The organism is Streptomyces sp. NPDC088730 (assembly GCF_044751215.1).
In the GTDB taxonomy this organism is placed as follows: domain Bacteria; phylum Actinomycetota; class Actinomycetes; order Streptomycetales; family Streptomycetaceae; genus Streptomyces.
Genome location: NZ_JBIVLK010000002.1, coordinates 964910 through 986777, shown reverse-complemented (window position 1 = coordinate 986777; position 21868 = coordinate 964910). Strand labels below are relative to the sequence as shown.

Sequence of the window (21868 nt, the reverse complement as noted above, 5' to 3'; positions counted from 1 at the left end):
GTTTTGGTGGTGGTGTTCACAGCTCGCCCATCCGCCGGACGACCGGGGCGACCCGCTGGACGCCGTGCCGGTAGGCGCCCCGGGCCGCGTCCCGTACCGCCTGGCGCACCGCTCCCCTGACCCGGCCGCGCTCCCCGGTCGCGGTGGCGCCCGGCAGCGGGTGGCCGTCGGGGGCCAGGTGGTGGCGGGCGAGGATGCCGGGGAGGTAGCCGGGGGCGGTGGCGGGGGTGTAGTAGGGCGTGAGGGCGGGCAGCCGGTCCCGCTTCGCGAGCAGGGCGGTGACCCGGGCCCGTGCGGTGTCGTAGGCCGTCCCGTAACCGCCGTCGGCCGCGACGCCCTGGCCGGCCAGCCACGCGGCGTCGGGCTCCGGGTGGGCGCCGCCGTCCAGATGGTCCCAGGAGGTGAGCAGGCCGGAGCCGATGAAGTGGTGGTTGCCGAGGGTCTCGCGCACCCCGAGGTCGGTGAGGACGGCGGTGGGGATGCGCCGGTGCAGGGATTCCAGGGCGGCGGTCGAGGAGACGGTGACCAGCAGGTCGGTGCGGTCCAGGACCTCGCCCATGTGGCCGTACACCAGGCGGAAGTTGGGCGGGAGTCCGCCGGGCAGCCGCTCGGCGAGCCGTTGGTAGGGGAGCTCCTCGATGTGCGTGGTGTGCTCGCCGGGCTTGGAGCGCAGCTTGAGGAGCACCTCGCGCTCCGGGTGCAGCCTGGCGTGCTCGACGAGTCTGCGCAGCAGGTACGTGCGGTCGGCGCGGGAGGCCGGTACGGAGGGCTGGGCGGCGAACACGACGGTGTCGCGGCCCGGCTCCGCGCGGTGCGGGTCGCCGCCGAGGAAGGGCAGGGCGGCCTCCGTGACGGCGGAGGCGTCGGCGCCCACTCCCTCGTACACCGCGCGGAAACGCTCCGCGTCGTGGCGGGAGTTGGCGAGGACGATGTCGGCGCCGTGCCGCAGCAGCAGCCCGTCCGCGAGCTTCTCGTAGACGACGCCGACATAGCCGGTGACGACGACGGGGCGGACGGGCGTCCGGAGTGCGGCCAGGCCGTGCAGCATCGCCTGGACGGCGCCGCCGACCAGCGCGAGGACCACCAGGTCGTAGCCCTCGTCCCGCACGGTGCGCAGGAACTCGGCGGCCGTCACCTCGCGGACCCGGCCGGGGTCGATGCCGACGTCCCCGACCTCGGCCAGCTGGCGCGGCGTCGGGGTGGCCCGGCCGCGCAGCAGCAGTCCGCTGATCTCCACCCGGGGCGCGTCCGTACGGCCGCCGCCCGAGGTCAGCCGGCGCGCGGTGAGCGCGCCCCACTTCCATCGGGTGTCGGAGTCCGCGAGCACGGCGACCCGGAGCACCGGGGACGGCGCTCCCGCGGATTCCAGTTCTGCCGGCGAAGCCGAATTGCTTTTACTAGGGGGCACGTCCAAGAAGGTAGGAAGGCCCGGGGGTGAGCAGCCCAACGTGACAGCAACAAAGGGTTAACAGCCTGCCGACGATTGCCCAACCCGCCGCCGGGCTGCTCGAACGGGCCGAAAAAGCGCTCCTGATGCTTACCGGTTCATCATTTCGACGGGCGCCGTTCACCTCGCGTCCGTACGAGCGCAAGGGCGAATGCCCGGCCCGGAACTAGCGTGATGCGGGTGGTTAAGCTCTCGGTCATCGTGCCGTTCTACAACGTGCAGACATACGCCCCCGACACCCTGAGAAGCCTGCGGGCGAACGCCCGCGAGGACTTCGAGTTCATTCTCGTCGACGACTGCTCGACCGACGGGACCGCGGACATGCTGAGCCGTGCGCAGGAGGAGATTCCGGGGGTGGTCGTCCGCAGACACCAGCAGAACGGCGGACTGGCCACCGCCCGGAACACCGGTCTGGACGCGGCCCGCGGCGAGTACCTCGCCTTCCTGGACGGGGACGACTGGCTCGCCCCCGGTTACTACGCCGAGCTGCTGGCCAGGACCGAGGCGCTGGGCTGCGACTTCGTCCGCACCGACCATGTCCAGGCCGACGGCAGGGCCCGTACCGTCCAGCGCGTCCCGCACGGTCCCAGGAACGAGGTGATGGCGCCCAGGGACGCGATCCTGCCCGCCGGGCGCTCCACCTCGGTGGACTACGCGTACGCCTGGGCGGGCCTCTACCACCGCAGGCTGCTGGACCGGGGACTGCTGCACTTCACGGACGGGCTGCGCACGGCGGAGGACCGGCCGTGGATCTGGCGGCTGCACCGGGAAGCGGATTCCTTCGCGGTGCTGGGACTCCTCGGAATCTTCTACCGACGCGGCGTCGCCTCGTCGCTCACCCAGATCGGTGACATGCGCCAGCTCGATTTCATTCGCTCGTTCGACCAGGTCATAAGGGAAACCGCGGCGGACCGCGATGCGGCGGAACTCCTGCCGAAAGCGGTCCGTAACTATTGCGCGATCATTTCCCATCACATGGGTTCGATCGAAAGGTTCGAGCCGGCGGTGGCGCGCGCCCTGAAATCGATGAGCGCCGGCGCGCTGGGGCGAATGCCGCAGGATGTGCTGGACGCGGCCATCGACTCGATGGACGTCAAGCGGGCGACCCTGCTGCGCCGGCTGCGGCGGCGGTCCGTCGCGAAGGAGGTGGCGGCCGCGTGAGCAGCAGCCGGGAACGTACGACGCAGATCTTCCTCGCCTCCACCCTCTACGGCACGGCCACGCTCGCCGCCGCCCTGGACGCGGGGCTCTTCGAGGACGCCGGGCGCCGCGTCCTGCTCGTCTCGGACAACGCGGCGATCCCGGAGACGGCGACCGCCCTCGACGCGATGCCCGGGTTCGACCTGCTGCGCGGCCGGTTCGACGACGTCGTGTCGTGGAACGCGACGATCGCCCCGCACCACCCGGGCGCCTGGTCGCCGCGCCCGGACGACGTACCGCTGTGGGAACGTCATCTGCGGCTCGCCTGGGGGCTGGGCGAGGACGCCGTGGAGCTCGCCGTGGAGTCGATCCAGGTCGACCCGGCCATGGCGGTCGCCCAGATCTTCACCGGCGTACCGGTCGATGTGTACGCGGACGGGCTGATGAGCTACGGACCGACCCGGAACAAGATCGACCCGCTGGTCGGCACCCGGGTGCGGCGGCTGCTCCACCTCGACCTGGTGCCGGGGCTGCGGCCGCTGCTGCTCACCGAGTTCGGCGTGGAGCCGGAGATCGTGCCGACCGACGCGTTCCTCAAGGTGCTCGGCGAGCTGGGTGACGCGCCGGACGTCGCGGCGGGTGTGCCGTCCGTGGAGACGCCCGCGCTGCTGCTCGGCCAGTACCTCTCCGCGCTCGGCCTGATCAGCGCGGCCGAGGAGGAGGAGCTGCATCTGCGGATGATGCGCGGCGCGGTCCGGCTCGGCCACTCCCGGCTGGTGTTCAAACCGCATCCGACGGCCCCGGCCCAGTGGTCGCGCGGCATGGAGGCGGAGGCGGCGAGGCTCGGCGCCGAGCTGACCGTGCTGGACGCGGGGGTGCTCACCGCGCCGGTCCTGGCCGAGGTGCTGTACCGGCGGATGCGGCCCGCACTGGTCGTCGGCTGCTTCTCGACGGCGCTGCTCACGGCGTCCGCGTTCTACGGGCTGCCGGTGGCCCGGGTCGGCACGGAGACGCTGCTGGAGCGGCTGACTCCGTTCGAGAACAGCAACCGGGTCCCGGTCACGCTGGTGGACGCGCTGGTGCCGGACCTGGAGGCCCCCGCCCCGGTCCCGGCCGGCCCCGCGGTGGCGCCGGACGGGCTGAACGACCTGGTGCGGGCGGTCGGCTTCGCCATGCAGCCGAAGATCTACCCGGGGCTCCGGCCGGTCGCGGAGCGGTATCTCGCCGCCCGTCCGGCGGCCGCGTCCCGGCGCTACTTCAAGCGCAGGCGGCTGACCGCCCTCGCGCTGCCGGGCGGGGTGCCGCAGCAGCTCGGGTTCCTGCCGCGCAGTGCGGCGGTGCGCCGGGTGGCACGGCGTGCGAAGGCGCTGCGGCCGGGCGCCAAGCGGTAGGAGCGCAGTGAGGGGGGCGGGGGGGCCGGCCCGCGCCCCCCCCCCCCCCCCCCCCCCCGGCCGCCCCCCCCCCCCCCCCCCCCGCAAAGCTGGAGGTCCGCGGCGTTCGCCTCCGTGACCTTCCACAGTTCCTGCTGGCGTCCGTGCACATCGGCCACCGCCGCGGCGTGGTCGTCCAGCATCCCGGCCGCCCGCTCCAGCAGCCGCGCCCCGAGGTGCCGGTCGTGGACGGAGATGCCCCACTCGGGCCGCTCGATGTCGGCCAGGAAGTACGCCATCTTCGGGTGCGAGATCAGGCTGATGACCGGGGTGCCGCAGCCGAACGGGATCATGCCCGCGTGCCCGCGCATCCCGATGACCAGCTTCGTGCGGGCGTAGGTGTCCCGGATCGCGTCGTTGCCGAAGTCGTACATCGGGATCACCGGCAGCGCGATGCCGTGCTCGCGCCGCAGGTCGAACGCGATCCGCTCGTCGTCCAGCGAGTGGGCGACGCACTTCACCTCCGCGTACTTCCCGAGTCCGCGCACGGCGGTGGCCATCTCGGCGAGGAAGTGCCCGTAGTCGTGGCCGAAGCGGAGTCCGGAGCGGTCGTACGCGGCGTTGATCAGGACGGTGTTCTCGCGCTCGGCGGGGTCGGTCCAGCCGTCCACCAGCTGCCGGGTGACGGTGGTCGGGCAGGGCTGGAAGCGGACCTTGCCGTGCAGCGAGGCGGGCAGCAGCTCGCGGACCTTCGCGATCGATCCGTGGTTGCGGAGCCCGAAGAAAGCGGAGCGCTCCACCAGCTTGCGCAGGGAGGAGAGGAACCGCTCCCGGCCGTGCCCGTACGCCTGGCCGTCGAAGGCGTTGAAGCCGACCGCGTACACCATGACGGGTACGTCTATCCGCTCCAGCAACGCGTCGGGGACGTTCCACTGCCAGCCGCTGTTGCCGTTCGGCGCGGTGTCCGGGATGAACAGGCCGCCGCCGCCGATGACCAGCCCGCGCCGGGCGTTGACCCGTTCCAGCGCGGCCTCGTCGAACAGCCGGTGGGCGTGGACGGAGTGCCAGCGGGACGGGCCCGTGTCGCGGCCGAACGCGAGGCGGACGCTCGCAGGGAGGAGCTTGTCCCCGGCGTTGCCCTGCCGGTCCATGTAGAAAGCGACATGGGCCAGTTGATCGTCGGGCGCGCCCTCCGCGGGGGCCTCGGCGTCCCGGGTGCGCTTGTACATCAGCCGGTTCGCCCGGTGGGTGGGGTCGACGCCGAGCCCGTCGAGGGCGTACCGCGCCGCGCTCGTGTCGTCGCCGTGTATCCAGGCGATCTGGGCGAGCCGGGAGAAGGCGGTCGCGGCCCGGTTGGGGGCGGCGGCGGCCAGCAGGAGCTGGGCGCGGGCCTCCTCGTAGCGGGAGACGCTCATCAGCGCGTGGCCGAGTACCTCGTGCGGCCAGGCCTCGTCCACCGGGATGCGGACCGACCCGAGGAGTTCGGCCGCCTCCTGGTACTCACCGGCGGCGATGTGCGCGGTGGCGACCCGGCGGGCGCTGTCGGGGTCCCCGGTGCGGCGGACGTGCGGGGTGCCGTAGTGCACCAGCAGGTCGTGGTGCTTGGTGCCGGGCCGGGCCAGGTAGGCGGCGTGGAACGCGGCGTCGGACAGCTCGAACTCGCGCCAGCGGTCCTCGGCCTGCCCGTACCCGGCCTCGCCGCCCTGCCAGGGCTTGTGCCGACCGGTGAAGTGCAGGATCGCGGTGGTGTCCGGCACCGGGAGGTCGCCGGAGAGCCGCCGCTTGACGAAGTTGTAGCGGGAGTCGAGCTGGACGAAGTCGCCGTCGAGCACGGCGTTCAGGATGCCCTGGTCGTGCTTGTCCAGCTCGTACGCGCCCGAGCGGCCGGTCTCGTCGATCCGGGCGCAGAACGCGTCGCTCAGGTACTCGCGCTGGATGACCAGCAGTCCGCTGTTGAGCTTGTGCTGCCCGTAGAAGAACTGCGGAACGGCGGCGAGGCCGTCACGCAGCCTGAGCAGCTCGCCCAGGTCGCCGAGGACGACCATGTCGGTGTCCAGCGTGATCACGGTGTCGTAGTCGCGCACCCGGAACACGTCCAGGATGAAGTAGGCCTTGCGCACCAGGTAGTTGTCCTGGTCGCCCTTGGCGTACGAGTCGTAGTGCGCGGCGTCGACCCGGCGGAAGTCGGCGCGCGGGTGCAGCTCCCGGATGCGGGCGACGGACGCGGGGCGCAGCCCGTCGTGCAGGACGATGAAGTCCTCGCACAGGCCCGGGTTGGACAGCGCCAGGCTGCGCAGCAGGGTGAGGAAGCCGGGCAGGTAGTTCTCGTCCACGAAGCTCGCGAAGGCGACCCGGCGCTTGCCGGTGAGCGCGTTGGCGGGCGCGGGCGGTACGGGGGCTCCGGCAGGGGGCGTTGTCGTCATCGCAGTGAGATCCTCGTATCGGTGACGCTCTGGGCGCGTTCCATGACCCACGCCTTTTCGCTGGTGTACTCGTGCACGGAGGTGATGGGCATCTTCATCGCGGCGGGCAGCCGGTAGGCGCCGCTCTCGTAGAAGTCGAAGCCGATCAGGTCCAGGCGCGGGCTGACGTCCAGGTGGTCCAGCAGCCAGAGCATGTTGAAGCCGCTGGTGGGGATGGACGGCCAGACGTCCGTGGTGACCTTGCCGATGTCGCGCAGCGGCCAGCGCAGCGACTCGTCGCCCAGGTACCGCTGGGCGCCCGGCACCAGCCGGGTGCGCAGGGAGTGCTTCCAGTCGCCCGCGAGCCCGCCGAAGACCAGCCGGGTGTGGACCCGCTGGTCCCAGTTGAAGCCGTGCTTGTGGATGCTGGCGTGGATGTCGGTGCGGCTGCCGGTGGCGGCCGGGTCTATCCGGTACGAGTTGAAGCGGACGACCAGGTCGTACGCGTCGATCTCGGCGCCCAGCGAACCGGTGCCGACCCGCTGGGAGTTGGCGATCAGGCAGATCGACTTCCCCGCGATGTGGTTGCGGAACTCACCGAGCGTGATCCACTCGACCCCGCCGAAGGTGGGGTCGGCCAGCGGTCCGCGCATCCGGCTCCGGCGCTGCCCTGCGTAGAGGGCGATCAGCTCGGTGAGGTGGGCGGCGTTGCCGCTGCCGTTGCCGTTGCGCGGGGCGGCGCCGCTGCCCGGTGCGCCGCCGGCCTCCAGGGCGAGGCCCAGGTAGTGGGCCAGGGCCTCCTGGATCTCCGGGACCGGCGCGCCGGACCGGTCCTGGGCCAGCAGCGCGCCGATCAGCCGGGACCGCGCCCGGTTCCAGTCGCCTCGGGCGTGCAGGGCGAGGCCCTCGGCCCAGGTGTCGGTGACCGGTGCCCCGGCGAAGCCCGCGGCCTCCGGGCAGTCCCGCTCCAGCATCCGCAGCAGTTCGCCCTGGCGCTCGGCCCCGGCGCGCAGCCCGGCCGTCCTCGCGGCGATCCCGAAGCCGTCGTCGTCGGTGAGCGCGAGGTAGCGCTCGTACGCCTCGACGGCGTCGGCCTCCGCGCCCGTCGCCTCCAGGACCCGGGCCCGCAGCCGCCAGGCCGCGCGGGAGCGGGTGCGCTGGGTCAGCACGGTGTCCGCGACGAGGAGCGCGAGCTTCAGCTCGTCCTCGTAACCGCAGTCCAGCGCCTTGTTGCCGACCGCGAGCAGCGGGTCCATCAGCCGGTCGCCGAGGACCAGGGCCGCGCCGGTGGCTTCCTTGGCGGTGCGGCGCAGCAGCGGGGCCGGGGCGGCCGCGGCGGGCGGCCGCTCCATGGCGGCGTGGGTGGCCAGCAGGTTGCGCAGGGCCTCCGCGAGCGCCGTGCGCCGCCGGTCGAGTCCGGCGACCAGCTTCCCGCTGTGGGCGGCGCAGGCGCGCAGGCAGGTCTCCAGCTCCGTCGGGCGGACGGCGGCGCGGGAGGGCGTGCCGTTCTCGGACGGGAGCGGGGCCTCCGCGTCGCGCTGCCGTGGCCAACGGGTGCGGGCTTTCGTCATGGCGCTCCAAAGCGTCTGATGCCCGTGGGGGGAAGGGGCGTGGGGCGGGGAGACGGATGTTCGTCAACCGTTCGGGGTTCCGTGGCACGGTAGGAAACCTGGACGGCCGCCGGGTGAACTCACCCTGTCGGCGCGGAGAACGGCTCCCCCGCTCGTCCGGCCCCGGTGACCCGGCGGGGACCGGGGCGTGAAGGGCGGCGGACCATCAGGTGAACCGCCTTTTCCCGCACGGGATTTCACGGTGTTCGATGACATATTCGAGCCACCATGAGGACTCCGCCCCTTCTCCGCTCGCCGCGCGCCACGGCCGCGGCCCTGGCCGCCGTGCTCACCGTCGTCACCGTCTGCGTGGGCGACGCGGTGGCCCGCAGCTACCCGTTCGGTCCGCGCACGCGCAGCGTGAACGACCTGGGCAACCAGTTCGTACCGTTCCACGCCCACCTCTGGGACCTGCTGCACGGCAGCGGGGACGGCGGACTGCTGCTGAACTGGCAGTCCGGCTTCGGCACCAGCTTCCTGCCCGACCTCGGTACGTATCTGAGCAGCCCGTTCGCCCTGCTCGTCGGGGTGTTCCCGAGGGACCGCATCGACCTGGCCGTCTACGTGGTCACACTGGTGAAGACGGGGGTGGCGGCGGCGGCGATGACGTGGCTGCTCACCGCCTTGCGCCGGGGGCGCGGCCGGGAGTGGGCGGCGGCCGTGCTCGGCGCCTCGTACGCGCTGTGCGGCTGGTCGGTCGCGGAGGCGGCGTACAACCCGATGTGGCTGGACGGGCTGATCGCCTTCCCGCTGCTGTGCCTGGCCGGTGAGTGGGCGCGGACCGCGCGGCGGCCGGTGCTGGGGACGCTCCTGGTGACGCTCGCCTGGGTGTCCAACTTCTACACCGCGTATATGGCCACGCTCGGGGCCGCGCTGGTGCTGGTGGTGCGGCTGCTGCTGGAGGACGGGGAGTCGCGGGAGCGGGTACGGGGGCTGGTCCGCGCGGTGCGGACGGTGCTGACCGGCATCGGTCTGGCCGCGCCGGTCCTGCTGCCGGTCTTCCTCGGCACCAAGCACGCCTACCCGGGCTGGACGCGGGAGTTCGCCCCGGCCGCCTGGCCCGATGTCGCGGCCCGGCTGCTGCCGGCCACGTACGGATTCTTCAGCCCGGCGGTCTTCCTGGGCACGGGCGCCCTGTTGCTCGCCTGCGTGCTCGCGTTCCACCGGGGTGTGCCGCGCGCCGAGCGGTGGGTGTGGCCGGGGCTGGTGGCGGTGGTCGCGCTGTCCATGCAGTGGGGGCCGACCCATCTGCTGTGGCACGCCTTCGCGACGCCGAACGGCAGCCCGTTCCGGCAGACGTTCGTGTTCTCCGGCATCGTGGTGATCGCCGCCTGGACGTCGGTCGCCCGCGGCTGGCCGGACCGGCGGGCGCTGCTGGCCGGCGGCGGGGTGCTGGTGCTGATCGCGGCGGCGGCCGCGCCCAGCGCGCTGGTCACCCAGTGGACGTATCCGCTGTTCGCCGCGGGGCTGGTGGCGGCGCTCTGCGCGCTGGCGCTGGTGCGCGGCGGCAGGTTCCTCGCGCTCGCGGTGCTGCTGCTGGTGGGGGCGCAGGCCGGGCAGGCCGCCGCCACCACGGCGTACGCCGACCGGCAGCGGCTGAAGCAGCTCGACGACTACGCGCCCTGGGGCGAGCGCCAGCGCCTCCAGGCAGAGGCGGTGGCGGGCGCCGACGGCTGGCCGCGCTACCGCACGGATCCGGGCCTGGAACAGAGCACGGCGAACGACCCGCTGACGGTCGGCGGCCAGGGCGGGGCGTACTACAGCAGCCATACGCCCGACGTGACGACCCGCACCTTCCTCGCGCTCGGCGTCGGCTTCACCTCGCGCGGCCGGGCACTTCAGAGCCTGGACAACCCGGTGACCGACGCGGTGTTCTCGGTCGGCGCCCGGGTCCACGTACCGCGCGACCCGCACCAGGTCTGGAACCGCCCCGACGACCGCCCTGTGACGGTGACCCGCCGCGACGTCCCGCCGCTGGTGACGGTACGGCCGGACGCCGGTTCCGGCGCTGCTTTCGGGCGCTCGCCGTTCCGGAACCAGGAGGAGCTGCTCGGCGCCCCGGTGTACACGCTGCCGCGGACCGTGCTGCGCTCCGCGGACGGGGTGGCCGCCCCCGACCGGAACGCGTACGCGTACGAGGCGCGGTCCGGTACGTACACCCTGAGTGCGAGCTGCCCGGCCGGCAGCGAGGTGTTCCTGTGGGCGCCCGATCTGTTCGGCACCGCGCGGCTGGGCGCTGCCGGCGAACCGGCCGACCTGCGGGGCGACCTGCCCGCCCGCCGGGCCGGGATGCTGCCGCTGGGGCCCGGTGCGGGCCGGGTCGCCGTGACGTTGCGGGCGGAGCGGGACGGGACGGTTCCGCACGAGGCCGTCGGCTGCCTGGATCCGGGGCGCCTCGCCACCGCGGTGGCGGGGCTGAAGCGGACGGGGGCGACGCGGGTCACGGTCTCCGGCAGCGGTGTGCACGCCGAACTCCCGCCGGGCACCGAGGGGGTGGCCGTGCTGGCCGCGCCCAGGATCGCGGGCTGGAGCTGCGACGGGCGCCCGGCCGGCTCGTACCTCGGGCTCGTCGCGGTGCCGGTGGGCGGGGGCCGGACGGCGGTGGACTGCTCGTTCCGGCCGCCGGGGCTGCGGGCCGGGACGCTCACCGGGGCCGCCGCGCTGGCGGCGCTGCTGGGCACGGCGTTCGGTCCTGCGGTGCTGACCCGGATGCGGCGGCGGCCCGCCCGCCGGTAGCTCCCGGGGCCCCCCGGGGGCTCAGCGCCCCCCGTACCGCGCCTCGATGCCCGCGATGATCAGCCGCAGGCCGTCCTCGAAGCGTTCGTCGTAGTTGGCGAAGATCTCGGAGCCGGCCGCCGCGGCGAGCGGGTAGCGGGCCAGCCGTTCCGCGCGTTCGGCGACGTCGAACCCCTCGCGCCGCTGGTCCGGCATCGGGCGGACGCCCTGTTCCTCGCTGACGAACCCCATCGTGTAGGAGTACGCGGTGGTGCCCGCCCGGATCGCCTGCCACAGCTCGAAGCCCGCGTCGACCATGGTCCGCAGATGCCCTTCGAGCCCGTCGGCGTGGTCGGTGCCGGTGAACTTCGCACCCCCGTAGACCTTCGCCCCGTCGCGGTAGCGCAGCAGCGCGCGGCGCAGTCCGCTGTTGTACGCGACGAGCTGCTCCTGCCAGACCTGTGGCGCCGGACCCGGCAGGTCCTCTTCGAGCATCCGGCGGTACATCACGGTGGCCATCTCGTCGAGCAGCGCCTGCTTGTCCTTGAAGTGCCAGTAGAGCGCGGGCGCCTTGACGTCCAGCTCCCTGGCGATGGCGCGCAGGCTGAGCCCGTCCAGGCCCACCTCGTTCAGCAGCCGCAGCGCCGTGTCGGCCACCCGGGACCGGTCGATCTTCGTCGTACCCACCCGGTCAAGTTAACAGCACCCGCCTTGACAACTTAACAACGTTAAGCACAGACTCACGACATGGAACTTAACAGCGTTAAGGAAACTGGGGTGCTGATCGCCGGTGCCGGCCCCTGCGGTCTCGCCCTCGCCTGCGACCTGGCCCGCCGGGGCGTGCCCGCCCTGCTCGTGGAGCAGGCGCCCGCGCTCTTCCCCGGCTCGCGCGGCAAGGGCATCCAGCCCCGCACCCGGGAGGTCCTGGACGACCTCGGGGTGGGCGACGCGGTCCGCGAGCACGGCGGTCCGGCACCGGTCGGGATGGCCTGGCAGGACGGCGAGCGGACGGGCGAGCACCGGATGTTCCGGGTGGCGGCGCCGACCGACGCCGAGCCGTACGGGGAGCCGTGGATGATGCCGCAGTGGCGGACCCAGGAGATCCTGCTGGCCCGGCTGCGGGAGCTGGGCGGGGACGTCGTGTTCGGCACCGCGCTGACCGGCCTCGCCCAGGACCGGGACGGGGTCACCGCCCAGCTGTCCACCGGTCCGGTCCGCGCCTCCTACCTCGTCGCGGCGGACGGCGGGCGCTCCACGGTGCGGCGGGCGCTGGGCATCGCGATGACCGGGGAGACGGTCGACCCGGCACCGATGCTGGTGGCCGACGTACGGATCGCCGGGGACGCGCTGGACCGGCTCAACTGGCACCTGATGAACACCGACGCCGGATTCATCGCGCTGTGCCCGCTGCCCGGCACCGAGGACTTCCAGCTGACCGCCCAGTTCAAGGAGGGCGAGCCCGACACCTCCGCGGAGGGGGTGCGCGCGCTGGTCGCCGCACGCACGCACCTGGAGGCGGCGGACGTCACCGAGGTGCGCTGGTCCTCCGACTTCCGGCCGCGCGCCGCCCTGGCCGACCGCTTCCGCGAGGGCCGGGTCTTCCTGGCCGGGGACGCCGCCCACGTCCACTCCCCGGCGGGCGGGCAGGGGCTGAACACCAGCGTCCAGGACGCGTACAACCTCGGCTGGAAGCTCGGCCAGGTGCTGGACCACGGCGCGTCCGCGGCCCTGCTGGACACGTACGAGCAGGAGCGCCGCCCGGTCGCCGCCGAGATGCTCGGCCTGTCCACCCGGATCCACCGGGGCCGGCAGGAGCGGGGCGCGGCCGCCCAGCAACTGGGCATCGGCTACCGGGGCGGCCCGCTCTCCTCGGGCCGGGCGGGCGTGCTGGAGGCCGGTGACCGCGCCCCCGACGGACCGGCCGGTGACCGGCGGCTGTTCGACGTCTACCGGGGACCGCACTTCACGCTGCTGGCGGTCGGCACCGACACGGAGCTGCCGGAGCCAGCGGCTACGGAAGGGCTCCGGGTGCACCGCCTCGGCGCGTACGAGGCGTACGGCAAGGGGCTGTTCCTGGTCCGGCCGGACGGCTACCTCGGCTGGGCGGGCGAGGACACCGGCGGGCTCGCCGAGTACCTCGCACCCCTGGGCCTCGACCTCAAGACCGGGCCTTGACCTCAAGCGCGGTTGAGTTCCTACCTTCGTCGTCATGGACCACTCAACGGACCCATCGATGGACTACTCACATGACGACGAAGGGCTCGCCAGGCAGCCGATCGGCTACTGGAGCTGGGCCGCCCACACCGCGACGGTGGGCCACATCCGGTCCGCCCTCGCCGAACACGGTCTGACGCAGCCCCGCTGGTGGGTGCTGAACCAACTGGCCGACGCGGACGAACCGGGCCGCCCCAGGGCGGAGGTGGTCGCCCTGCTGCGCGGCTACCTCGATGTCGGGGACGGCTTGGAACCCGAGGTCGACGCCCTGATCGGCCAGGCCCTGATCACCCAGGACGCCGGCACCCGGCTGCGGCTGACCCCGGAGGGCCGCGAGCTGCGCACCCGGGCGCACGCACGCGTCTCGCGGGCGAGCGCGGAGATCCACGAAGGCATCCCGCCCGAGGAGTTCGTCCGCACCATGAAGGTGCTTCAGCGCATGATCCACAACGTCGGCGGCAAGGCCTGGCACCACTGACAGGGCCGGCCGGGCGGGACCGGACCCGTACGTCCGGTCAGACGCTGCTGAGCGACAGCTTCGCGGCGAAGCCGAGGAACAGCACACCCGCCGCAGAAGTGGCCCCCGCCGAGAGCCGCTTGCGGCGGCGGAACGCGGCCGACAGCCGGGTACCGCCGAAGATCAGCGCGGAGAGGTACAGGAAGCTGGCGGCCTGGAGCAGCGTGCCCAGCAACAGGAAGGAGAGCGCCGGATAGGCATACCCGGGATCGACGAACTGCACGAAGAACGAGATCAGGAACAGGATCGCCTTCGGGTTGAACAGGCTGACCACCAGGGCCCGCCGGTAGGGCCGCTCCATGGTGCCGATCGCCTCGGCCCCGTCCGCGGACTCGCCCGTCAGCTCGGCCACCCGCCGGTGCCGCTCCCGCCACATGGACACCGCGGCCCGCAGCATCCCGAAGGCCAGCCAGGTCAGATAGCCCGCCCCGGCGAACTTCACCACGGCGAACAGCACGGGTGTCGTCTGGAGCAGCGACGACGCTCCCAGCGCGGACAGGGTCATCAGCACGGTGTCCCCGGTCCACACCCCGGCCGCGGCCACATAGCCGGTCCGCACCCCGCGCCGGGCGGCGACGGACAGCACGTACAGCGAGTTCGGGCCCGGCAGCAGAACGATCAGCACCAGGCCGGCGAGATAGGTCGGAAGGTCAGTGACACCCAGCATGAAACGGAGTCTCGCACGCGGCCGGGGCCGTACGGATCCGGGGTGGCGGAACCAGAACGCGCCCCCCGGCCCGCGCGCCCGGACAACGATTGGCAGGGTTCGGCAACCGGGCAGGGCGGGAATCCGTCCCATGAGATACCGGAGACCCCAGGGGGCCGAGATGACACGCACCAGAAGGACCGGGCGCGGCCGCGCGCACCGGGGCAGCCGCGCGGCGGCGACGGCCGGCGCCGCCGTCGCCGTCCTCGCGCTGACCGCCGTGACCGCGGGGTGCGAACCGCAGGCCGCGGGCAGCACCCCGTCGGCCCCGTCGCCCGCGCGGACGAGCGGCAGCCCCACCGACGACGGCAAGCCCGGCGCGGACGAGCCGGGGACGCCGACACCGTCCGCGAGCACGGCACCCGGCAAACCGGCGAGCACACCGCCGGAGCCCACGCCCTCGGCCACGGCCGCGCCCGACCCGCAGGGCAAGGTGCTGATGGCGAGCGGCGCGCAGGGCAAGCAGGTGCGCGAGCTCCAGGCCCGGCTGCGCCAGATAGGCCACTTCAACCGCACCCCCACCGGCTACTACGGCACCGTCACGGTCACCGCCGTACAGTCGTTCCAGGGCAAGCGCGGACTGTCCCGCACCGGGAAGGCGGACACGCTCACCTGGCAGAAGCTGCTCGGCATGACGCACGAGCCGACGGCGGCGGAGCTGGACCCGCCGACCACCCGGCCGGTCGCGAAACCGGACAAGCGGTGCATGGAGGGCCGGGTGATCTGCATCAGCAAGAACAGCCGGTCGCTGTCCTGGATGATCGACGGCAAGGTCGTCTCGTCGATGGACGTGCGGTTCGGCTCGCAGTACACGCCGACCCGCGAGGGCACCTTCTCCGTCTACTGGAAGTCCCGGCACCACGTGTCGACGCTCTACGACTCCCCCATGCCGTACGCGATGTTCTTCAGCGGCGGCCAGGCGGTGCACTACTCCTCGGACTTCGCGGCCCGCGGCTACAACGGTGCCTCGCACGGCTGCGTCAACGTCCGGGACGAGGGGAAGATCGCCTCGCTGTACGCCCAGGTCCGCAAGGGCGACAAGGTCGTCGTCTACAGCTGAACGGCCTGTACGGGTGAGGGGCGCGGGCGGGACCGGGGGAACGTGTCCCGCCCGCGCCGTTGCGCCGAGCCGAAGGTACGGGGGGAACCCCGGCTCAGGACGCTGCCGATGACCAGTCGGCTCACTCTGTACTGCGTCCGCGTGCCGAAAAACGTCACACCCGGTGGCGGACGGGGTCAGCGGGCCTCGGCGGGCGCCACCTGAGCCGAGGCACCGGCGTCCGCTCCGAGGTCCGCCGCGGGCTCCGTCCCGGCCTCAGGTCCGGCGAAGGCGGTCGACGGCTGCGGGGGCACGGGGGTGAAACCGATCGACGGGAGGGATTCGAAGCCGCCGCCGTCGCCGTCCGAATCATCGCCGTCGCCGTCCCCGCCGCCATTGCCGCTGTTGCCGGTGTCGTCGCCGTGGCCGGTGCTGTCGCCGCCACCCTTGCCGTCGGCCGCGTCGAGCATCCGCTCGCAGAACCGGTCCAGGTTGCGGGCGCCCTTGGCCAGCGCTTCGAGGCGGCGTCGGCGGTCGTCGTCGAGCTTGCCGTCGCGGTAGTCGCGGCAGGCCTTCAGCGTCTTGGCGTACCAGGCGCCCGAGGAGTCGGGCGGCGAGGTGTCGGGCTGCCCGGAGCCGTCACCGTCACCGCCCGTGCCCTTGGTGCTGTCCGGGGCACCGCTGCCCGGGTCCTCGTGCGTTCCGACGGCGGGGCCGCCGTCGGTGGCGGGGCCGGTGGGGCCGGGCTCCTCCGTGCTCCCGCCGCCGGGGCGGGCGGAGTCCGGGGCCTCGGGGGGTGAGCTCTTCGGGCTCGGCGTGCCCGACGGCGGCTCCGGCGTCCCGTCGGCCGTGAGGCCGGAGCCGAGCTCCTCGGGCGAGGCGGCGGCCGACACCGATGTCGCCGGTGCGGGGGCGTGCCGGCCGAAGGGTCCGGGCAGCACTCCGGTCCCGGCGGCCACCGCCACCCCGCCGATCGCGCAGCACGCGAGGGAGGCGACCAGGCCGAAGCGGACGGGCCGGCTCCAGCTCGGCGGCCGGACACCCGGCCCGTTGCCGGTACCGGCCCTGCCTATGTGCACGGGTGCGAGCAGGCCGCCGCCCCCGTCCGGCCCCGCGCCCGGTACCCGGCCGGCCCGCGCGGACGCGGAGCGGGAACGGGCCGCGGAGCGCGGGACGGCACGGAAGGCGGCCAGGGCGGCGGCCTCGCCGGGGAGTTCACCGGCGGCCGGGCGGGCGGACCGGGCCGCGGCGTCCAGGGCGGCCGCGAGCCTGTCGGCATCCTGTCCCTGCTGGCCGTCGACGGGATCGACCGGTTCACGGCGGAGCAGTCTCTCCGCCGCTTCCTTGTCAAGCCATTCGTACTGCTCGTCGGCCATCACATGTCCTTCTGCGTCCAAAGACGCGAATGCGTCACAGCGGCGGGCGCCACCAGGCCGGTGCGGGAGGGGCGCTGCGCGGGTACGGCGCCCAGTTCCGCCGTCCGGCCGGCCGCACTCCCGTGCGGTGCCTGCAGGGGGGCCGGGCCGTCGGCCGGGCCCCTGGGGGCGCCGCCCTGCGGACGGCCCTCCGCCGCACGGTCCGGCCCGCTCCCGCCCTCGGGATCCGCGGTGCCGCCCGGTACGTCCGCGCTGTCCGCGCTGTCCGCCCGCAGCAGTTCGGCGAGTCGCTTCAGCCCGCGATGCGCGGCGGTCCGTACCGCACCCGGCCGCTTGCCCAGCGTCTGCGCCGCGCTCTTCGCGTCCAGCCCGACGACCACCCGCAGCACGACGGCCTCGGCCTGGTCCTGCGGCAGCTGGGCGATGAGCGACATGGCACGCCCGGTGGCCAGGGCCTCGATCGCCTCGGCCGCCGTGTCGGACTCGGCCGCCTTCTCGGACAGTTCGGCCTCGTCGCCGCCGGCCGAGGGACGCCTGCCGCGCATCCGCAGATGGTCCAGGGCCCGGTTACGCGCTATCCGCGCCGCCCAGCCCCGGAACCGGTCCGCGTCCCCGCTGAACCGTTCGAGGTCGCGCGCTATCTGGAGCCAGGACTCCGACGCCACGTCCTCTGCGTCCGGCTCCCCCACCAGCGTCCTTATGTAGCCCAGCAACCGCGGCTGCACAGCGCGGTACACAGTACGGAAGGCGTCCTCGTCCCCGTCCTGCGCCGCGAGCACCGCGGCGGTGAGCCCCGCGTCGTCCCCCAGCACTCCCTCAACCTGCCCTGCTGTCCTGAATCGCAGCTGGTCACCACTGCCGCGCCACCCTGCGCGAATCAGCACGCTACGTCCTTCGCGGGCATCACGTCCATGACTTGTACAACCCGCAACATTGTGCGGACGCGACGCGGTGTGACAGAAATCGCGGTGCCGACGCTGAGATGAGTACGGGGTCGTTCCGCGGCCCCGCGGAAGACGACCGGGGCCTCTCCTGTGGGGGGTGGCGGCCCCGGTCGTCCTCACCTTCCCTACGCCTCTGACCAGGCAATACTCCGAGGTATGGGGCTGTCACGACCAGCCCGTGACGAACACTCCCGGCGTTCATCCGGTCTCCCCCGGACCGGTACGCCGTGTCATCTCTGTCCGATCTCCCGGCGTCCGGCCCGGCGTTCACCGCGCTGGACGCCGTGCCGGTCCCGGACACCGGGTCAATTCACCGCCCGTACCGATCCGGTGAGCATCTCGGCACCACGGGGAGCAGGAGGATGAGGACCGGACCAGATCGCTCTGCCCCGACGCCTCCGTCATGACGCTCTCGACGGAGGCCTCATCCCCGCGCCGCAGGAACCCGCAGCGACTGCGCCGAGGCCCTGATCCGAGGCTCCGGGAGCTGCCCGGCTGGACGCGCCCGCCCCGCGCGGAAGGCTGGTTCGCGGAGGACCTGGATCACCTCCCCGAGGCGCCGCGCCACACTGAGCTGATCGACGGAGCGCTCGTATTCACGGTGTCCCCTCGGCGTCCGGTGCCCTTCGGGATCAGTCTCGATCTCGGCGGGCTCACGCCTCCCCGGAGCGGCTGAAGGCCCTGGCGGGGAGCACCTGACCCGTAGGACGACGGGCAGACCCCCGACGGCCTCACCCCAGGACACGTGCGCGTCGCGAGGCCGCCGCGCGCAGCACGCGCTGCCCCTCGGCCGACACGTCCAGGACCTGACGCAGCCCGGCGCCGGCCGGAGCCGTGTCGGCGATCTCCGCCAGCATCTCCAGGATCCGGATCTGGCGCGCGGTCTCCCCGGCCAGCAGCGGCCCCGCCCCTCGCGGGTCGCCCGCACGGCAGTGCGCCACCGGATCCGCCGGGCCGGTGCGTTCGGCGTCGTGGCCGAGGTGGACCTCCAGGGCCAGCACCGAGCAGTCGTCGGCCCAGTCGCGCAGCCGGGCGCCCGCCCGGTCCGCGGGGGCCTCGCCGAGCAGTTCGCGGACGCGGCGGACGGTCGCGTCCGCGTCCGGCAGGGCGTCCAGCGCCGCGCGTGCCTCGGCCAGCCGGTCCGGCCAGGCCGCCCCGTCCGCGCAGCCGGCCCAGAGCGGGCGCAGCGGGTCGGGGTCCGCGCCGGCCGCGGGCTGCGGCAGGCAGCGGTCGAGGCAGGCGGCCCCGCTCGCGGCCAGGCCCCGCTCGTCGGCGGCGGCGATCAGTTCCAGCAGGCTCATCGGCAGTCTCCCGTCGCCCTCCCCACGCCGGGACGCATGGGGACGCAGTGCTTCCTGTTACCGCGTTCAGCGCCGAATGGCCGAAAATCGTCACTATGGGCGGCCGAAACCGCTTGCTGCCCGGGGGCGTCGCTAGAACCGGGCGTTGAGCGGGAACAGGCCGACGGCTGCCCGCTCCCCCTGCATCCTGGTCAGCTCGCGCACGAACAGGATCGCGAAGACCGCGGCCGCGATGTCGAGCAGATCGGACACCACCATCATCGAGGCGGCGTCCATGATCTGCTGCGGCAGCTCGGCCCGGTCGTACCGCTCGCCGGCGAGCCGGCCGAACACCATCGAGGCCACCCAGGTGCCCCACCACAGGTTCACCGGGGCCAGGGAGACGTCGCGCCGGCCGCCGTCGGTGTCGGTCTGCGCACTCGCGTTCCAGATGCCGCCTGCGATCCGACGCGGCAGCCACAGCCCGGCGACCGGGACGAACCAGCCGCCGATCGCCCAGCCGGGCCGCATCGGCTGGGCGTTCGCGTCGAAGATCTCGGCGTTCGCCCGGACCCGCCAGAACCACATGAGGAAGGCGATGGCGGCGGCGAGGGTGGTGAGCATCTGCAGGACGCCCGCGCCCGCGTAGAGCGTGTCGGCGCGGTCGGCTTCCGCCTGGTCGATCCGCACGAAACCGGTGCCGAACCCGGAGTCGAGACCGTTGTCGATCAGCGTGCGGACGTTGATGTCAGCGGCCACCGCCAGCAGGTCCGCCACGGCGACCACCACCAGCAGGACGACGACGGCCTTCGCCAGCGCCTCGGGCGAACGCAGCCACTGCTGCGGGGCGGTGAAGGCCGGGGCGGACGGGGACTGGGCTCTGACCCGTCCGGAGGTCCGCGCTACGGCGGGTGCGGCGGATATGGCGGGTGCGGCGGATGCGGGGGATGCGGCAGGTGCGGCGGATGCGCCGGGTGCGGCGGATGCGGCAGGTGCGGCGGCGGTCTGCGCGCAGGGCGCGCAGCGTCCGTCGGAGCCGGCTGATGGTCTGGTGCCGCAGGTGGAGCACAGCATGGAGCAACCCCCCAGGGTTGTGGGCGCGCGGAGACCCCGGGCGCGGACGAGAGCGGACAGCAAAGGCCGCGCGCTCCTCCCCAAGTGCGCGCGGCCTCCGGAACCTAGCCCCGGGCCACCACCTTGTCCACAGGGAATCCACAGGCCCCCGCACTCCCGCTCACCGGCACTCCGGTTTCCCGGTACTCCCGCTCCCCGGTACTCCGGCCCCGGTGCGGAACTCAGCCCTTGTCGATCTCCCCGGCCAGTTTCCGGAACCCGTCCCAGCCCAGCTTCGGCTTCCCCGGGTCCCACAGCTTCTGGGACGTCGCCCGCAGGGGCATCCGGATGCCCTGCGCGACCTGCGCCGCGGTCTGGGCGTTCGGCAGGTCGCCCCAGACCGCGAACCGGCCGCCGAGGATCTGGCGGGAGTAGCGCGCCGGGACGGGGGTGGTGCCGCGCAGGACGAGGGGGGTCCACTGCTCGTAGATCCGCTTGCCCGTCGGGTAGACGAAGTCGTTGGGCTGGCCGAGCACGTAGTAGAGGAACTCGTCGTTGAGGTTCAGCACCTGGCGGCCCTCGCGCAGGTACTCGTCCGGCTGCCGGGCCCCGTACTCCTTGCCCGTCCAGTACTCGATCTCGATGTTCTTGGCCGCCTTGACGACGCTGTCGCGGAAGAGGCCGTCGTTCCACGCCTTGGGCTGCTTGCCGTGCGGGCGGACCACCGCAGCGCGGTCGTTGAGCCAGCCGGTGGCGAGGTCCGCGATCCCGGCCTTCGGCCCGTATTTCCGTACGGCGGCACGCTGGAGCTGGGGGTAGGAGGCGGCCGGGTCCCGCGCCATCAGCGCGAGGTACTCGTCGGCGCCCAGGTGCCAGTACGTGCCGGGGAAGAGCTCCGTGTACTCACCGAGGAGTTCGTCGACCAGCTTCGCCGCGCCCGGCTTGGAGATGTCGAGCGATCCTTGCGAGGCCACGCCCGACACATTGCGCAGCTGGAGATCGGGATGGGCGCGCAGGACCGCGCCGAGATGGCCCGGCGAGTCGATCTCCGGCACCACCTGGATGTGCAGCCGGCCGGCCAGGGCGACAATCTGCCGCACCTGCGCCTTGGTCAGGTGCTCGGGCGAGACGATCTCGGGGTGGGTGTCGGACTGGACGCGGAAGGCCTGGTCGTCGGAGAAGTGCAGACCGAGCTGGTTGAGCTTGAGGTCGGCCATGTCGCGCAGCCGGTCCTCGATCCAGTCGACGCTGTAGAACTTGCGTGCGATGTCGAGGTTGAGCCCGCGTTGCGGGCGGTCGGGGCGGTCGCGCACCTCGCCCTCGGGCATGACGCCGTCGGCCCGCACCGACTGCTTCAGGGTGCGGGTCCCGTAGAAGACGCCCGCCTGGCCGGGCCCGCTGATCGTGACGCGGCCGTCGTGGGTCTTCAGGGTGTACGACTCGGACCCGCCCTCGGCCGTCGGGGTGAGGGCCAGTTCCACATCGCCGGCCCGCGCCGCCACCGCACCCCGGTAGCCGATCTTGAGCTCGCCCGCGAGCAGCCGCCCCTCGTCGGCGAGCCCCTCGCTGCCGTCCGCGATCACCACCGCGCTGCCCTTGCCGGGCCGCCAGCCGGGACCGTGGGCGGGGGTGTGCTCGCGTACGGCGGGGATGGTGCGGGGCGTCTTCGACAGCGGGTAGCTGCGAGTCGGGGAGGGGGTGGGGGCGGCGGACGTGGCCCCGGGCGAGGTGTGGGAGCCGGACCCGCGTGCGGGGTCGGAGCTGTCGGGCCACAGGACGACGGTGAGCGTCACCGCGGCGGCCGCGGTGACGGCCGCTCCGGCCGCGAGGGCGCCGCGTGAGAGCGACATCGGTCAGAAACCTCCGGTTTTAGCGGGAAAGAAGGCAGAAGTATGGAGATAGCCGGGCATTCTCCTCGCTATTTCGTACAGCAGTGATTCCGAAACTCTCCGGCCCACTCTCCCGTCCGGGTGAAGTTCGCACATCCGCCGGACGGCCGTTGCCCGGCCTCGATACCTTTGAGGCACATTCGTCTCTCCCTTCACCCTGCATCCG

Annotated in this window: 15 protein-coding genes and 2 pseudogenes; 7 read left to right on the top strand and 10 right to left on the bottom strand. The window is 73.3% G+C overall.

What is annotated here, in order from left to right:
* Nucleotides 1-16: 16 nt before the first annotated feature.
* The gene (locus ACIP89_RS11320) at nt 17-1408 is read right to left on the bottom strand and encodes a DUF6716 putative glycosyltransferase (protein ID WP_402114378.1); all 1392 of its coding nucleotides are present in this window, start codon (nt 1406-1408) and stop codon (nt 17-19) included.
* A 219-nt stretch (nt 1409-1627) separates the two neighbouring features.
* Between ACIP89_RS11320 and ACIP89_RS11315 the strand changes: the two genes are divergently transcribed.
* Together ACIP89_RS11315 and ACIP89_RS11310 are read left to right on the top strand one after the other, a co-directional pair.
* Nucleotides 1628-2608, top strand: coding sequence for a glycosyltransferase family 2 protein (locus ACIP89_RS11315; RefSeq protein ID WP_401923742.1), 981 nt, complete (start codon nt 1628-1630; stop codon nt 2606-2608).
* Nucleotides 2605-3978, top strand: a complete 1374-nt coding sequence (locus ACIP89_RS11310) for a polysialyltransferase family glycosyltransferase (RefSeq protein ID WP_401928371.1) — start codon at nt 2605-2607, stop codon at nt 3976-3978. The genes ACIP89_RS11315 and ACIP89_RS11310 overlap by 4 nt, the downstream gene beginning before the upstream one ends.
* An 89-nt stretch (nt 3979-4067) precedes the next feature.
* Here the strand turns inward: ACIP89_RS11310 and ACIP89_RS11305 are convergent.
* Nucleotides 4068-6380 (bottom strand): annotated as a pseudogene (locus ACIP89_RS11305) (glycosyltransferase); the annotation flags it as partial.
* Complete coding sequence (locus ACIP89_RS11300; RefSeq protein ID WP_402114375.1) at nt 6377-7930, bottom strand: hypothetical protein; 1554 nt, start codon at nt 7928-7930, stop codon at nt 6377-6379. The gene ACIP89_RS11300 and the pseudogene ACIP89_RS11305, both read right to left, overlap by 4 nt.
* A gap of 267 nt (nt 7931-8197) precedes the next feature.
* On the opposite strand from ACIP89_RS11300, the gene ACIP89_RS11295 reads away from it, so the two are divergent.
* Nucleotides 8198-10705 (top strand): YfhO family protein, encoded by a 2508-nt coding sequence (locus ACIP89_RS11295; RefSeq protein WP_402114372.1) that lies wholly within the window; start codon nt 8198-8200, stop codon nt 10703-10705.
* 21 nt (nt 10706-10726) lie between these two features.
* Here the strand turns inward: ACIP89_RS11295 and ACIP89_RS11290 are convergent, their stop codons facing one another.
* Nucleotides 10727-11371, bottom strand: coding sequence for a TetR/AcrR family transcriptional regulator C-terminal domain-containing protein (locus ACIP89_RS11290; protein WP_401923729.1), 645 nt, complete (start codon nt 11369-11371; stop codon nt 10727-10729).
* A 60-nt stretch (nt 11372-11431) separates the two neighbouring features.
* Between ACIP89_RS11290 and ACIP89_RS11285 the strand changes: the two genes are divergently transcribed.
* Nucleotides 11432-12859: an FAD-dependent monooxygenase gene (locus ACIP89_RS11285; RefSeq protein ID WP_402114369.1), complete on the top strand. Its 1428-nt coding sequence runs from the start codon at nt 11432-11434 to the stop codon at nt 12857-12859.
* 58 nt (nt 12860-12917) lie between these two features.
* The gene (locus tag ACIP89_RS11280; RefSeq protein WP_401923844.1) at nt 12918-13376 is read left to right on the top strand and encodes a MarR family winged helix-turn-helix transcriptional regulator; all 459 of its coding nucleotides are present in this window, start codon (nt 12918-12920) and stop codon (nt 13374-13376) included.
* Between the two features lie 37 nt (nt 13377-13413).
* On the opposite strand, the gene leuE is transcribed toward ACIP89_RS11280, so the two are convergent.
* On the bottom strand, nt 13414-14082 hold the full coding sequence (leuE, locus tag ACIP89_RS11275) for a leucine efflux protein LeuE (protein ID WP_073733130.1): 669 nt from the start codon (nt 14080-14082) through the stop codon (nt 13414-13416).
* A gap of 160 nt (nt 14083-14242) precedes the next feature.
* Here leuE and ACIP89_RS11270 point away from each other — a divergent pair, with 160 nt between their 5' ends.
* Nucleotides 14243-15181 carry a L,D-transpeptidase family protein gene (locus ACIP89_RS11270; RefSeq protein ID WP_401923724.1) on the top strand — a complete coding sequence of 313 codons (939 nt, stop codon included), beginning with the start codon at nt 14243-14245 and terminating at the stop codon, nt 15179-15181.
* Between the two features lie 176 nt (nt 15182-15357).
* On the opposite strand, the gene ACIP89_RS11265 is transcribed toward ACIP89_RS11270, so the two are convergent.
* Together ACIP89_RS11265 and ACIP89_RS11260 are read right to left on the bottom strand one after the other, a co-directional pair.
* Complete coding sequence (locus ACIP89_RS11265) at nt 15358-16536, bottom strand: hypothetical protein (RefSeq protein ID WP_402114367.1); 1179 nt, start codon at nt 16534-16536, stop codon at nt 15358-15360.
* Nucleotides 16536-17348 carry an RNA polymerase sigma factor gene (locus ACIP89_RS11260; protein ID WP_402114593.1) on the bottom strand — a complete coding sequence of 271 codons (813 nt, stop codon included), beginning with the start codon at nt 17346-17348 and terminating at the stop codon, nt 16536-16538. Before ACIP89_RS11260 ends, ACIP89_RS11265 begins: the two co-directional genes overlap by 1 nt.
* A 619-nt stretch (nt 17349-17967) precedes the next feature.
* On the opposite strand from ACIP89_RS11260, the pseudogene ACIP89_RS11255 reads away from it, so the two are divergent.
* Nucleotides 17968-18096, top strand: a pseudogene (locus ACIP89_RS11255) (Uma2 family endonuclease); the annotation flags it as partial.
* 115 nt (nt 18097-18211) lie between these two features.
* Here the strand turns inward: ACIP89_RS11255 and ACIP89_RS11250 are convergent.
* The 3 genes from ACIP89_RS11250 to ACIP89_RS11240 form a co-directional block, all read right to left on the bottom strand.
* Nucleotides 18212-18781, bottom strand: a complete 570-nt coding sequence (locus ACIP89_RS11250) for a hypothetical protein (protein WP_402114365.1) — start codon at nt 18779-18781, stop codon at nt 18212-18214.
* A 132-nt stretch (nt 18782-18913) separates the two neighbouring features.
* On the bottom strand, nt 18914-19834 hold the full coding sequence (locus ACIP89_RS11245) for a DUF4328 domain-containing protein (RefSeq protein ID WP_402114363.1): 921 nt from the start codon (nt 19832-19834) through the stop codon (nt 18914-18916).
* A 221-nt stretch (nt 19835-20055) separates the two neighbouring features.
* Nucleotides 20056-21663, bottom strand: coding sequence for a glycoside hydrolase family 20 protein (locus ACIP89_RS11240; protein ID WP_402114360.1), 1608 nt, complete (start codon nt 21661-21663; stop codon nt 20056-20058).
* Between the last annotated feature and the right edge of the window lie 205 nt (nt 21664-21868).

Excerpts from the sequence above, each read along its gene's own strand:
- ACIP89_RS11245 (WP_402114363.1), bottom strand. The coding sequence starts at position 19,834 with ATGCTGTGCTCCACCTGCGGCACCAGACCATCAGCCGGCTCCGACGGA.
- ACIP89_RS11250 (WP_402114365.1), bottom strand. The coding sequence starts at position 18,781 with ATGAGCCTGCTGGAACTGATCGCCGCCGCCGACGAGCGGGGCCTGGCC.
- ACIP89_RS11240 (WP_402114360.1), bottom strand. The coding sequence starts at position 21,663 with ATGTCGCTCTCACGCGGCGCCCTCGCGGCCGGAGCGGCCGTCACCGCG.
- leuE (WP_073733130.1), bottom strand. The coding sequence starts at position 14,082 with ATGCTGGGTGTCACTGACCTTCCGACCTATCTCGCCGGCCTGGTGCTG.
- ACIP89_RS11285 (WP_402114369.1), top strand. The coding sequence starts at position 11,432 with ATGGAACTTAACAGCGTTAAGGAAACTGGGGTGCTGATCGCCGGTGCC.
- ACIP89_RS11265 (WP_402114367.1), bottom strand. The coding sequence starts at position 16,536 with ATGGCCGACGAGCAGTACGAATGGCTTGACAAGGAAGCGGCGGAGAGA.
- ACIP89_RS11295 (WP_402114372.1), top strand. The coding sequence starts at position 8,198 with ATGAGGACTCCGCCCCTTCTCCGCTCGCCGCGCGCCACGGCCGCGGCC.
- ACIP89_RS11280 (WP_401923844.1), top strand. The coding sequence starts at position 12,918 with ATGGACTACTCACATGACGACGAAGGGCTCGCCAGGCAGCCGATCGGC.
- ACIP89_RS11300 (WP_402114375.1), bottom strand. The coding sequence starts at position 7,930 with ATGACGAAAGCCCGCACCCGTTGGCCACGGCAGCGCGACGCGGAGGCC.
- ACIP89_RS11270 (WP_401923724.1), top strand. The coding sequence starts at position 14,243 with ATGACACGCACCAGAAGGACCGGGCGCGGCCGCGCGCACCGGGGCAGC.